The organism is Rhodoferax sp. EU05-FHT12H12 (assembly GCF_058791215.1).
This window is the reverse complement of sequence record NZ_JBYTDI010000006.1, coordinates 186,929-199,429: the sequence shown is the minus strand read 5'-3', so window position 1 is coordinate 199,429 and position 12,501 is coordinate 186,929. Positions and strand designations below refer to the sequence as shown.

Here is a 12,501-nt window from a genome sequence, read left to right as displayed (position 1 = left end):
GTCAGCGTGGTCTTGCCGTGGTCCACGTGGCCAATCGTGCCTACGTTGACGTGCGGCTTGGTACGTGTGAATTTTTCTTTACCCATTTTTCAAATCTCCAAAAGAGCTAATCCCGTGTGTTGGTTTTACGTCTGCACGGTGTTGCTGATTCGCCCCGCACGGGAACAGGGCGGCACACCGTCGCAGACAACAAAAATTACTTGGCGCGTGCAGCCATGATGGCTTCAGACACGTTACGTGGGGCTTCCGCGTAGTGCTTGAACTCCATCGTGTACGTAGCGCGGCCTTGCGACATGGAGCGCAGGGTGGTGGAGTAACCAAACATTTCGGACAGCGGCACTTCGGCCTTGATGGCCTTGCCGCCACCCACCATGTCGTCCATACCTTGCACCATGCCGCGGCGGGAGGACAGATCGCCCATCACGTTACCGGCGTAGTCTTCAGGTGTTTCCACTTCCACAGCCATCATGGGCTCCAGAATCACGGGGTTGGCCTTGCGGCAACCTTCCTTGAAACCGAAGATGGCAGCCATCTTGAACGCGTTTTCGTTCGAGTCCACATCGTGGTACGAACCGAAAGTCAGCGTCACTTTGACGTCCACCACAGGGTAGCCAGCCAACACGCCTTGGTTCAGGGCTTCGATCACGCCCTTTTCCACAGCAGGGATGTATTCGCGAGGAACCACACCACCCTTGATAGCGTCAACGAACTCAAAGCCCTTACCAGCTTCGTTAGGCTCCACGGTCAGCACCACGTGGCCGTACTGACCCTTACCACCGGACTGGCGCACGAACTTGCCTTCGACGTCAGTGACTTGCTTGCGGATGGTTTCACGGTAAGCCACTTGGGGTTTGCCCACGTTGGCTTCCACACCAAACTCGCGCTTCATGCGGTCGACAATAATTTCCAAGTGCAACTCGCCCTGGCCACCAATGATGGTTTGGCCAGATTCTTCGTCGGTTTGCACGCGGAACGATGGATCTTCTGCGGCCAGACGGTTCAGGGCAATGCCCATCTTTTCCTGGTCAGCCTTGGTCTTGGGCTCAACAGCTTGGCGAATCACGGAATCCGGGAACACCATACGCTCCAGTGTGATCACGGCAGCGGGATCACACAGGGTTTCACCGGTGGTCACGTCTTTCAGACCCACACATGCGGCAATGTCGCCAGCGCGGATTTCGTCCACTTCTTCCCGGTTGTTGGCGTGCATTTGCACGATACGACCGATACGCTCCTTCTTGCCGCGCACCGCGTTGTAAACGGTGTCGCCCTTCTTCAGAACGCCGGAGTACACACGCACGAAGGTCAACTGACCCACAAACGGGTCGGTCATCAACTTGAACGCCAAGGCGGCAAACTTCTCGTTGTCGTCAGCCTTGCGGGTGATTTCCTTTTCTTCTTCGTCGAAGCCCTTGATGGCCTTCACGTCCAGAGGAGAAGGCATCAATTCGATGACGGCGTCCAGCATGCGCTGCACGCCCTTGTTCTTGAACGCAGTACCGCACAGCATGGGCTGGATTTCGCCAGCGATGGTGCGTGCGCGCAGACCGGCCGTGATCTCCTCTTCGGTCAACTCGCCCTCTTCGAGGTACTTGTTCATCAACTCTTCAGAGGCTTCAGCCGCGGCTTCCACCATTTTTTCGCGCCACTCTTTGGCAGTCGCGACCAGGTCGGCGGGGATTTCTTCGAAGGTGAACTTCATGCCCTGAGACGCCTCGTCCCAGATGATGGCCTTCATCTTGCGCAGATCCACCACACCGGTGAAGTTTTCTTCAGCGCCGATGGGGATCACGATGGGCACAGGGCTGGCCTTCAGGCGCAGCTTCATCTGGTCCACAACCTTGAAAAAGTTGGCACCGGTACGGTCCATCTTGTTCACAAAAGCCAAACGTGGCACTTTGTACTTGTTCGCCTGACGCCACACGGTTTCAGACTGGGGTTGCACGCCACCCACAGCGCAGTAGACCATGCAAGCGCCGTCCAGCACACGCATGGAACGCTCCACTTCAATCGTGAAGTCCACGTGTCCAGGGGTGTCGATGATGTTGATGCGGTGCTCGGGGAAGGACGTGTCCATACCCTTCCAGAAGCAGGTTGTTGCAGCAGAGGTAATGGTGATACCACGCTCTTGCTCTTGCTCCATCCAGTCCATCGTGGCCGCGCCATCGTGCACTTCGCCGATTTTGTGGTTCACGCCGGTATAGAAAAGAATACGCTCGGTCGTGGTGGTTTTGCCGGCGTCAATGTGCGCAGAAATACCGATATTGCGGTAGCGCTCAATGGGGGTAGTGCGAGCCATGATGGATCCTTGGTTGATCAAATTCTGTAAACCGCCAGCTGCACAGTGCAGCCTGGCGTGCGGCCCTCAAAGTGTGGGCGGCCCAGATGACAGCGCCATTGCGCCGCCAGGGCCACCCCGCCACTTGAAAGCCGCGGAATCCGCTTTTAGAAGCGGAAGTGGGAGAAGGCCTTGTTGGCTTCAGCCATGCGGTGCACTTCGTCACGCTTTTTCATGGCGCCGCCACGGCCTTCAGTGGCTTCCAACATTTCGTTGGCCAGGCGCTGGGCCATGGACTTCTCGCCACGCTTGCGGGCCGCTTCCTTGATCCAACGCATGGACAGAGCCAGGCGACGGACGGGACGCACTTCCACAGGCACTTGGTAGTTGGCACCACCCACGCGGCGGGACTTCACTTCCACCATGGGCTTGACATTGTTGATGGCCACAGTGAAGGCTTCCACCGGGTCTTTGTCAGGGTGCTTCTTGGCGATCAGCTCCAGAGCACCATAAATGATGCGCTCAGCTACCGCTTTTTTGCCGCCTTCCATGATCACGTTCATGAATTTGGACAGCTCGACGTTGCCGAACTTGGGATCCGGCAGGATTTCACGTTTAGGGACTTCGCGACGACGTGGCATTTTTTCACCTCTTTGCTTCAGTTGGCGCCCTTGCGGACACCGCGAGAGTTATTCAATAAGACTCTCACTTACTCGACCCAAACAGCGGGTCACTTCGTTCATTCACTGCGCCACGCAGTAAACAAACACCTTTTATTTTTCGAATCCAGGGCTTTCAGGCCTTGGGCTCAGGTCAATTTATTTGGCCTTGGGCTTCTTGGCACCGTACTTGGAGCGCGACTGCTTGCGGTCTTTCACACCTTGCAAGTCCAGCGAACCGCGGACGATGTGGTAACGCACACCTGGCAAGTCCTTGACACGACCGCCACGAACCAGCACCACGCTGTGTTCCTGCAGGTTGTGGCCTTCACCGCCGATGTAAGAGATAACCTCAAAACCGTTGGTCAAGCGCACTTTGGCAACTTTACGCAGAGCGGAGTTAGGTTTTTTAGGCGTTGTGGTGTACACACGAGTGCACACACCGCGACGCTGCGGAGAGTTCTGCATGGCAGGGCTCTTCGACTTGATGGTCTCGACCTCACGGCCTTGACGCACGAGTTGGTTAATGGTTGGCATTGAAAAACGTCCCTAAACGTTTGAATATTACGAAAACGTGAATCCCTTCGGAATTTCCGAAAAGCCTTCTAATGTACCAGATTGAGGGTTTACACGCAATATTGGCGCGCGGTACTCAGCGAATCCAGAGGCGGATGCCATCCCAGGCACGACCCAGAATGCCCGCTTGCTCAACCCGGTCCAGCGCCCCCAGAGGCACTTCCGCCACCGTTTGCTCACCCGCCAGCACCCGCAAGGTGGCCAGCTGCTGGCCTGCCGCCACAGGGGCGACCACTGGCTCATTCCGCACGACCTCGGTTTTGAGGCGGTTGGCGGCACCTGCGGGCACCGCCACGATCAGCGCCTGCGTCTTTCCTACCCGCACCTCGGAAGCACTGCCTTTCCAGACTTTGGGGGTCGCAACGGCTTGATTGGCATCAAACAGCTTGACCGCCTCAAATGCCGTGTAACCCCAGTTCAAGAGTTTTTGCGATTCGTTGGCACGGGCGTTTTCGCTGTCTGCGCCCAAAACAATGGACAACAGGCGGCGGCTTCCCGACGCGGCAGCCGAACCGGCGGGCGCACCGGCCGAGACCAAATGGGGGAAATCGCGCTTGGCGGTCGCTACCAAGCAGTAGCCAGCAGCGTCGGTATGGCCGGTTTTCAGGCCGTCCACAGTCGGATCACGGAACAACAGGAGGTTGCGGTTGCTGTCGTTGGCTGCGGGAGTGCCGGGGTACCGGTACTTCTTGACGGCATAGAAATGCACGTACTCGGGGAAATCCGACATCAAGCGGGTCGCCAGAATGCTCAGGTCGCGCGCCGTGGTGGTGTGGCCCGCTTCGGTCAGGCCTTCGGGGTTTTTGAAACCCGAGTTTTTCATACCCAGCACTTTGGCCTGCTCGTTCATCATCTGGACAAACCGCTCTGCGGTACCGCCCACGCCCTCGGCCAGCGCCATGGTGGCGTCATTGCCGCTTTGCACAATCATGCCTTTGATCAAATCCTCCACCGGCACCTGCATCTTGGGATCAATGAACATGCGGGAGCCCGGCATCTTCCAGGCGCGCTCGCTGACCGGCAAGGCCTGTTTGAAGTCGATTTTCTTGCTGCGCAAGGCATCAAACACCAAATACGCCGTCATCAGCTTGGTCAAAGAGGCCGGCTCCACGGGCATATCCATATCTTTGGACGCCAGGATCTGGTTGGCGGTCACGTCCACCAACATGTAGGCGCGGGCCGCGATTTCAGGGGGCTGGGGGACCTGGGCAGAAACGGCCAAGCACACAGAGGCCAACAAGGCCGCAATGAAAGATTTCATGGGGGATAGGATAAGAAGAGGAAACTCACACGGCGCGCACATGGCGCGCGACCAGACTGCGCAGAAGCGGCAATTGTCCATGAAAGAAGTGGCTGCCCCCGGGAACCACGGTCACCGGCAAGGTTTGTGGACGCGCCCAGGCCATGGCGTCGGCCAGGGGTACGGTGTCATCGGCCTCGCCGTGCAGCACCAGCGTGCGCTCGTGCAGCGCAGGGGCAATGGGAGCCACCGTGAAGCGACTGGCCGCCGTACCGACCAGCACCACGGCAGCGGGTTCGCGGGCAGCCAGAGCGGCCACGGCATGGCTGGTGACAAAGGCCCCAAACGAGAACCCGGCAAGCGCCAACGCGCCAAGCGGCGCACTGTGTTCCACCACGGCCAGCAGGTCTTGCAGCTCGCCACGGCCTTCGTCGTAGGCGCCCGCACTGGCGCCCACACCGCGAAAATTGAAGCGCACCGAGCGCCAGCCCGACTGCACAAAAGCCCGCGCCAGGGTTTGCACCACCTTGTTGTCCATGGTGCCGCCAAACAGCGGGTGCGGGTGGGCAATCACCGCGGTACCCCGCGGCACCACGCCCTCTGGTGGCAGGTCAAGCAAGGCTTCCAAGACGCCTGCAGGCCCGGTGAGGCTAAATTTCTGGGTGGAAGTATTCATCAATCACTATCAATACGATAGCTACTTGCGCAGCATTTACGGGGGCTAGAGGCTTATTTGACTTAAAACTAACGCCCCAGGTGGGCCGGTGTCACCAGCCGCTCGACCACCTCGCCATTTTTCAGATGGGATTCGACAATTTCGTCGATGTCCTGCAGGTCGACAAAGCTGTACCAAACGGCCTCGGGGTAGACCACAGCCACCGGGCCGGCAGCGCAGCGGTCCAGGCAACCGGCCTTGTTGACCCGCACCTTGCCGGGGCCGGCCAGCCCTGCGGCCTTGACCTGCTGCTTGCAGCGGTCAAACGCCGCCTGGGCCTGGTATTGGGCACAGCAGGCCTCGCCATTGCTGCGTTCGTTCAGACAAAAGAAGATGTGTCGCTCGTAATACGAGCTCTGGGGTGCGGTGGCATCGGTCATGGCAGGATTCTAGGTTTCCTCGCTGCGCCGCCCCAGTTGTGTCAGCAAATACACCAGAGCGCCGTACGGCCAGAGCCAGCCCAGCCACTGCGCCAAGCCATGGAAACGGATGAAACGCCCCTGCTCCCAGTGCTGCAGCGTTTGCGCAAAGTACGGGCTCTCGGGCGCCTGGTTCAACACGCTGATGTACAACCCCAAGGCCACCAGCGCCAGCGCCGCACTGCCGCGCCAGGGCATAAAAGCCAGCCCCAAGGCCAGCAAGCCTCCCACCAACAAGCCCCACTGGGCCGGCAAATCGAGCCAGGCCCAGGCATGCAAAGGCCCCCAACTCAGCGCGGCCGACAGCCCGGTGACCGCCACCGCCAGCAGGAGCAGCGCGCCTACCAGCGCCAGCCGCCGCCCCAACGGACGCACGATGCAAAAACCCAGCAGACAAGGGATCAACAGCCCCAGCGCCACGCACAACATTTCAGTGCCGGGCGCCAAGGCGGTGAGCTCGGCATCGCGGGCAGGCAGCCAGTGCAGGTAGGGTGTGTCGCTCAGCCCATCGGCCAGAGCCAGCTCCACGCGCTCCAGCACCTGGCCCAGCCCCAGCGGCACGGGGGCCGGAAACAGCAGCGCCGCCGGCCACAGGGCCAAGAGCACCAGCCCCCCGCGCGAGTGGGGCACAAACCAGCGCGCCCGCACCCGGCTCCAACGGTCAATCGCCCCCCAGCGCTCCAGCAGCAAGGCGCCGCAAGCCCCTACCGCCCCACCCAGGGCATTGAGCAAAAAATCCTCCCGGGACGGAATGCGGGCCGGCAGGTAGCTTTGCAAAGCCTCCATCACCAGCGACAGCAGCGTAGCCACCAACACCGCACCGGCCACCGGGTGGCGGCTGCGCCGGGTGCGCAAGGCCCCCAGGGCCAGCAGCGCCCCCAAGGGCACATAGCCCACCACATTCACGCCGACATCAAACCCGGTCCAGTAGCGCGCCATGGGCGCGAACAAAAACTCCCACGGCGCGATGCCCTGGTCGCGCCAATCCACAAAGGGGTAGCAGCTCGCATACACCACCAAACCGGCGTACAGCCAAGCCAGGGGCCATGCGGCGGATTTGTGCATGCCGTGGCTTAAAAGGGTTTGACGACCACCAGCACTACCGCGGCGGTGAGCATCAGCACCGGAATTTCGTTGAACCAGCGAAACCAGACGTGGCTGCGCTGCAGGGTGCCGGCCTCCAGTTTGCGCAGTAGCACGCCACAGCCATGGTGGTAGCCCACAACCAAGACGACGATGAAAAGTTTGGCGTGCATCCAGCCATTGCCGGGGCCGCGCCCAATGCCATAACCCAGCCAGAGCCAAGTGCCCAGGCCGATGGCAGGCACAGCCAACAAAGTGGTGAAGCGCAGGAGTTTGCGCGCCATGAGCAGCAGGCGCGCCCGCTCGGCCTCGGAACCCGGTGGCACCAGGGCCAGGTTCACAAAGATGCGAGGCAGGTAGAACAAGCCAGCAAACCAGCTGGCAACGAAGACGATGTGGAAGGCTTTGACCCAGAGCATGGGGAAAGTGTAGTCGTTGGAGTCGGCTTGACGCCCTCTACAAACCGGGGGCGGGATGGCTGGGCGTTTTGCGTAGGTAAAGGAGGAGCCCAAAGGGCGGGGGACACGAAGCAAAATGCCCAGCCATCCCGCCCTAGCGCCAGAAACGCCAACAAAAGTACAGGCAAAAAAACCCCAGCACGTGGGCTGGGGTGGTAAGCCTATTTGCTGTCACACATCAAGGCCCCGCTCAGGGAGGAAAAGCGGGGGATAGCAAGCTATCCGGAGCGGAATTTAACAATGTTGCGGCCGTGTGACAAGTATTTTTTTGTAAATCCTCCCCCAGCACTACGGTATTGCGCAAACCGGGCCTTCCAGTCAGTGCACGGAGTTGTTGTGGGAATCAGGCACAATTTTCCCCATGACGTCCTATGCCCCCTTTCCCCTTGGCCGCCCGCGCCGCCTGCGCCGCGACAGTTTCACCCGCAACCTGGTCCGTGAAAACGCACTCACCGCCCACGACCTGATCTATCCCGTGTTTGTGGTGGACGGCCAGCAACAGCGCGTGCCGATTGCCTCCATGCCCGGCGTCGAACGCCTGAGCCTGGACCTGCTGCTGCCCGTGGCCGAGGAGTGCGTGAAGCTGGGCATTCCGGTCATGGCGCTGTTTCCGGTGGTGGACCAGTCCCTCAAAACGTACGATGGCGCCGAAGCCTTGAACCCCGACGGATTGGTGCCGCGCGTGGTGCGGGCGCTGAAAAAGGAATTTCCCGATCTGGGCGTGATGACGGATGTGGCACTGGACCCCTTCACCACCCACGGCCAGGACGGCCTGCCCGACACCCGGCCCGAGGAAAACGGCTACATCCTCAATGAAGCCACCGTAGCGCAGTTGGTGCAACAGGCGCTGACCCAGGCCCGTGCCGGGGTAGACATCGTGGCGCCCAGCGACATGATGGACGGCCGCATTGGCGCCATCCGGGCGGCCCTGGAGGCGGAGAACTTGGTGCACACCCGCATCATGGCCTACAGCGCCAAGTACGCCAGTGCCTTTTACGGCCCCTTCCGCGACGCCGTGGGATCGGCCGGCAACCTGGGCAAGGGCAACAAAAAGGTCTACCAGATGGACCCCGGCAACAGCGACGAAGCGCTACGCGAAGTGGCCATGGACATTGCCGAAGGTGCGGACATGGTGATGGTCAAGCCCGGCATGCCGTATCTGGATGTGGTGCGTCGCGTCAAGGACGAATTCAAGGTGCCCACCTTTGCCTACCAGGTGAGCGGTGAATACGCCATGCTCAAGGCCGCAGCGCAAAATGGCTGGCTGGACCATGACGCCGTGATGCTGGAGAGCTTGCTGGCCTTCAAACGCGCGGGAGCCGATGGTGTGTTGACCTACTTTGCCATAGCCGCGGCCAAAGCCCTGCGCGACTGACGCTATCAAAACAGGAGCTGCTTGCGCATACCCCACGGGGGCTAGTGGCTCTTTTTACCCATATTTCGGACATCCATGCGCACCTTCCACATCCAGCCCAACAGCGTGACCGAGGGCCAGAGTCTTGCCGAGCTTGCGGCCCAAGGCCTCCCACCCGAGAGTTATGTCTGGGTGGCGTGTGCGCGGCGCGAATTTGAGGTGGCGCAAGCGGAGGTGCAAGCCACGCTGCAAGCGCTGTGTGGTGTGCAACTGGTAGACCTGCACATCTCGGACCTGATCAACAACCAGCTGCCCTCGCACTACGACTACACCTCGCAGTACGACCTGCTGGTGTTCCGACGCCTGGCCGCAGGCAGCCGCCCGACCGACCTGGAGCAGCCCGGCCAACCCCTGAATGTGGCGCCCAAGCGCGGCGGCCCGCCCATTCTGCGGCGCATCGACACCAGCCCGGTCGGCTTTGCCGTGTTCGACCGCGTGCTGCTCACCGTGCACCCGACCGACTGCGCTGTGCGCGACGCTTACGCCGCCAAGCTGCTGCAGGCCGCCAGCAACGAGTCGCGCAGCGCCGGTGCCCGCCTGCCCACCAGCCCCGCCGATCTGATGCTGCGCATCGTCAACCACATGGTGGACGGCTACCTGGCGCTGCGCAAAGAACTGACCCAGCAGCTGGACCATTGGCAAACCGAGCTGCTGAGCCCACGCACCCGCTTCAGCAACTGGGGTTCGCTGCTGGACGCACGCATGGCGCTGCACCAGCTCGATGACGTGTGCGAGGAGCAGCGCTCCAGCGTGCAAGACTGGATCGAGGCCATCAAAACCTGGCCCGAACCCGCCACGCCCAGTGAAGCCCGCGAGCGCGAATTGCTGCAGGTGCGCAGCCGCGATGTGCTGGAGCACATCGAACGCGTGGTGCACCATGTGCGCCGGCTGGAGCAAAGCGTGGAGACGGCGGTGCAAATGCACTTCAGCGTGCAGGGCAGCCGCACCAACGACATCATGCGCACGCTCACCGTACTCACCGCCATCTTTCTGCCCTTGAACCTGATTGCCGGCATCTTCGGCATGAACTTCGACTTCATCCCGCTGTTACACCAGCAAAGCGGCTTCTGGTGGGCGCTTGCCAGCATGGTGCTGACCGCGGTGGTGCTGGCAGTGTTCTTCTGGCGCAAGCGGTATTTGGCGCGCTCCGAACGCTAATGCCCCCGATGGTTTTGCGACTGCGCGCCCTCTTCACTCTGGTGCTCCTGGTACTCGCCCTGCAGGCGCGTGCGGACACCCTTGCGCCCTACCAGATCGTCAGCGGCAACCTGCCGCCCTTCGCCGTCGAGAGCGGCCCGGATCACCCCGGCGCCTTGGCAAGCCTGGTACACGACATGGCTCTGCGGCTAGGCACTGCGCCCGCCATCCAGTTTTACCCTTGGACACGCGCCCTGAGCATCGTGGGCGCGCAGCCTCGCACCCTGATTTTGCCGCTGACCCGCACGCCCGAGCGGGAAAACAACTACCGCTGGATCGTCAAGCTGTACCGCCAGCAGTTCGTTTTTATGGCTCTGCGCGGCGCCTCCATCAATTTGAACGCCATGGACACGCTGCGCGGATTGCGCATCGCCGTGTTGCGCGGGTCCCCCAACGAAAGCCATCTGCTCAACCGCAACTTCCAACAAGTACTCCCGGCAAATTCGGTACTCGACATGGCCCGCATGCTGGAGCGCGGCATGGCCGACGCGATTTACGGCGGGGAGGCCATCAACCTCGCCGTACTGGCGGACTACGGCATGACGCGTGCCCAGCTGCAGGTCAGCAAGCCGCTGGACTATGGCGAGATTTGGCTGGGCGGATCGCTGGACATTCCCGAATCCGAAGCCCTGCTCTGGCAAAACGCCATGAAACAGCTGGTGCGGGACGGTGTGGTGCGCCGCACCCTGGCCCGCTACGGATTGCCGCAGTAACAAGCCTGTCGACTAAGCCTGCAAGTGCTGTGCGAAAAACGCCAGCGTGCGCTCACGCGCCAACGCGGCGGCCGTGGCGTTGAAGGCCGCCCGGTGGTCGCAGTTGAAGCCGTGCTGGGCGCTGTACATCTCGACCCGCACACCGGCGTGCGCAGCCTGAAAGGCTTGCACACCGTCCAGCGGAATCGCATGGTCCTGGTCGCCAAAATGGGCCAGCACCGGACACAGCGGCTGGCGCGCCACCTCGGCGGGGGTGGTCATACCGCCACCGTAATATGGCACGGCCGCGCGGATACCCGAGAGCAGGCATGCTGCACGCCAGGCGAGCAAGCCCCCCCAGCAGTAGCCCACCACCCCCACAGCACCGGCCTCGGCGGCCGCGTTCACGGCGGCTTGCACATCCTGCAGCACACCAGGTGCGGGCAAGCCCTCCACAGCGGCTTTCAGTTTGACCCCTGCCGCCACATCCTCGGGCGTGTAGCCCAGCTCCACCCCGGTTTGCACACGGTGGAAGGTGGACGGCGCAATGGCCAGGTAACCCTGGGCCGCATACCCATCGGCCACCGCGCGGATGTGCGCATTCACGCCAAAGATTTCCTGCAGCACCACGATGCCCCCGCGGGGCGGACCGTCAGGACGGGCAACATAGGCTGGGAAGACCATCCCATCGGCGGCCGTGAGGTGCAGGCTGTCAGCCATCATTGCGCCACAAACCCGCTGTCTTTGATCAGCTTGGCCCAGACCTTGGTATAGGCCTGCTCGCGCTTGGCCAGTGTGGCCTGGTCCATAAAGCCCACGCTCAGGCCCATGGCCGTCAGGCGCTCTTTCACCTCGGGCAGGGCCAGCACCTTGGCCAGCGCGTCGGAGAACTTGTCGATGGCTGCTTTGGGCGTACCGGTCGGGGCAAAGATGCCGTAGTAGGGCAGGTCTTCAAACCCCGCCAGCCCCAGCTCGGAGAAGGTGGGCACATCGGGCAGGATGGCCTGGCGCGCACCACCCAACACCGCCACCACGCGGATCTTGCCGGCCTTGTGGTTTTCAATGAAATCGGGCACCGAACCGGTGCCGGCGGCAATCTGGTTGCCCAGCATGTCGGCCATCATGGGGGCGCTGCCGCGGTAAGGCGCAGACTGCAGGTCCAGCCCGTACTTCTTGCCAATCACGCCCACCAAAAACTCGGGGGTGGAGGCCGGTGCGGGCACCCCTACCGTGCCTTTGCCAGCGCCCTGCGCCTTGACCCACGCGACATATTCGTTGACCGACTTGGCCGGAGTGCCGCCCGACACCGCCAGCGCATTCACAAAGGTGGCGAAACCGGCCACCGGCACAAAGTCCTTGGCACTGTCGTAGCCCGGGTTTTTGACCACCAGGGGCAGGATAGAGATCGTGTGGTCGTGCGAGAGAAAAAACGTCTGGCCATCAGGGGCTGCGGCCTTGAGCGCCTGCGCAGCCAGTTGACCACCGGCACCGGCCTTGTTCTCCACCACCACCGGCATGCCCAACTGGTCCTTGAGCTTGTCGGCCAGCGTGCGTGCAATGGCGTCGGTCCCCCCGCCGGGTGGGAACCCCACCATCAGCCGCACCGGGCCCGTTTGGGCCTGCACCAGGCCTGCGGCCAACAAGGCCGATACCGACACGGCCAACACGCCTGCGCGGCGCAACGCGCTACTCCACCCTTGCAATGAGAAACCCATCTTGAAACTCCTGAAAAAAATATGCAAAAACGAAAACCCGAAAAGCGAAAAACGG

14 protein-coding genes are annotated in these 12,501 nt (G+C 61.7%); 3 read left to right on the top strand and 11 right to left on the bottom strand.

Features of this window, described 5'->3' with window-relative positions; translation table 11 throughout:
* The 9 genes from AC3WS7_RS16815 to AC3WS7_RS16775 all read right to left on the bottom strand — a co-directional run.
* The coding region (locus AC3WS7_RS16815) for a GTP-binding protein (protein ID WP_492657168.1) at window positions 1–86 on the bottom strand (86 nt) is incomplete at its 3' end.
* A gap of 110 nt (window positions 87–196) precedes the next feature.
* Window positions 197–2,299: an elongation factor G gene (gene fusA / locus AC3WS7_RS16810; RefSeq protein ID WP_296469497.1), complete on the bottom strand. Its 2,103-nt coding sequence runs from the start codon at window positions 2,297–2,299 to the stop codon at window positions 197–199.
* Window positions 2,300–2,445: 146 nt separating this feature from the next.
* Entirely contained in the window at window positions 2,446–2,919 is a 474-nt protein-coding gene (gene rpsG, locus AC3WS7_RS16805; protein ID WP_105261723.1) for a 30S ribosomal protein S7, read from the bottom strand.
* A gap of 177 nt (window positions 2,920–3,096) precedes the next feature.
* On the bottom strand, window positions 3,097–3,474 hold the full coding sequence (rpsL, locus tag AC3WS7_RS16800; RefSeq protein WP_011466063.1) for a 30S ribosomal protein S12: 378 nt from the start codon (window positions 3,472–3,474) through the stop codon (window positions 3,097–3,099).
* A gap of 115 nt (window positions 3,475–3,589) precedes the next feature.
* A complete protein-coding gene (locus tag AC3WS7_RS16795) occupies window positions 3,590–4,774 on the bottom strand; it encodes a D-alanyl-D-alanine carboxypeptidase family protein (RefSeq protein ID WP_492657167.1) in 1,185 nt (394 codons plus the stop codon).
* A gap of 25 nt (window positions 4,775–4,799) precedes the next feature.
* A complete protein-coding gene (locus AC3WS7_RS16790) occupies window positions 4,800–5,429 on the bottom strand; it encodes an alpha/beta hydrolase (RefSeq protein ID WP_492657166.1) in 630 nt (209 codons plus the stop codon).
* Window positions 5,430–5,497: 68 nt separating this feature from the next.
* Window positions 5,498–5,848 carry a (2Fe-2S) ferredoxin domain-containing protein gene (locus tag AC3WS7_RS16785; protein ID WP_296469490.1) on the bottom strand — a complete coding sequence of 117 codons (351 nt, stop codon included), beginning with the start codon at window positions 5,846–5,848 and terminating at the stop codon, window positions 5,498–5,500.
* A 9-nt stretch (window positions 5,849–5,857) separates the two neighbouring features.
* Window positions 5,858–6,952: a VanZ family protein gene (locus AC3WS7_RS16780; protein ID WP_296469488.1), complete on the bottom strand. Its 1,095-nt coding sequence runs from the start codon at window positions 6,950–6,952 to the stop codon at window positions 5,858–5,860.
* An 8-nt stretch (window positions 6,953–6,960) separates the two neighbouring features.
* Window positions 6,961–7,389 (bottom strand): CopD family protein, encoded by a 429-nt coding sequence (locus AC3WS7_RS16775; protein ID WP_296469486.1) that lies wholly within the window; start codon window positions 7,387–7,389, stop codon window positions 6,961–6,963.
* 400 nt (window positions 7,390–7,789) lie between these two features.
* Here AC3WS7_RS16775 and hemB point away from each other — a divergent pair, with 400 nt between their 5' ends.
* The 3 genes from hemB (at window position 7,790) to AC3WS7_RS16760 (ending at window position 10,752) form a co-directional block, all read left to right on the top strand.
* Window positions 7,790–8,803 carry a porphobilinogen synthase gene (gene hemB / locus AC3WS7_RS16770; RefSeq protein ID WP_296469484.1) on the top strand — a complete coding sequence of 338 codons (1,014 nt, stop codon included), beginning with the start codon at window positions 7,790–7,792 and terminating at the stop codon, window positions 8,801–8,803.
* A gap of 75 nt (window positions 8,804–8,878) precedes the next feature.
* Entirely contained in the window at window positions 8,879–10,000 is a 1,122-nt protein-coding gene (locus AC3WS7_RS16765; protein ID WP_296469482.1) for a magnesium transporter CorA family protein, read from the top strand.
* 8 nt (window positions 10,001–10,008) lie between these two features.
* Window positions 10,009–10,752, top strand: coding sequence for a substrate-binding periplasmic protein (locus AC3WS7_RS16760; RefSeq protein ID WP_296469480.1), 744 nt, complete (start codon window positions 10,009–10,011; stop codon window positions 10,750–10,752).
* Between the two features lie 12 nt (window positions 10,753–10,764).
* Here the strand turns inward: AC3WS7_RS16760 and AC3WS7_RS16755 are convergent, their stop codons facing one another.
* The gene (locus AC3WS7_RS16755; protein WP_296469478.1) at window positions 10,765–11,451 is read right to left on the bottom strand and encodes a dienelactone hydrolase family protein; all 687 of its coding nucleotides are present in this window, start codon (window positions 11,449–11,451) and stop codon (window positions 10,765–10,767) included.
* Window positions 11,451–12,446 carry a Bug family tripartite tricarboxylate transporter substrate binding protein gene (locus tag AC3WS7_RS16750; protein WP_492657165.1) on the bottom strand — a complete coding sequence of 332 codons (996 nt, stop codon included), beginning with the start codon at window positions 12,444–12,446 and terminating at the stop codon, window positions 11,451–11,453. The genes AC3WS7_RS16755 and AC3WS7_RS16750 overlap by 1 nt, the downstream gene beginning before the upstream one ends.
* Window positions 12,447–12,501 lie beyond the last annotated feature (55 nt).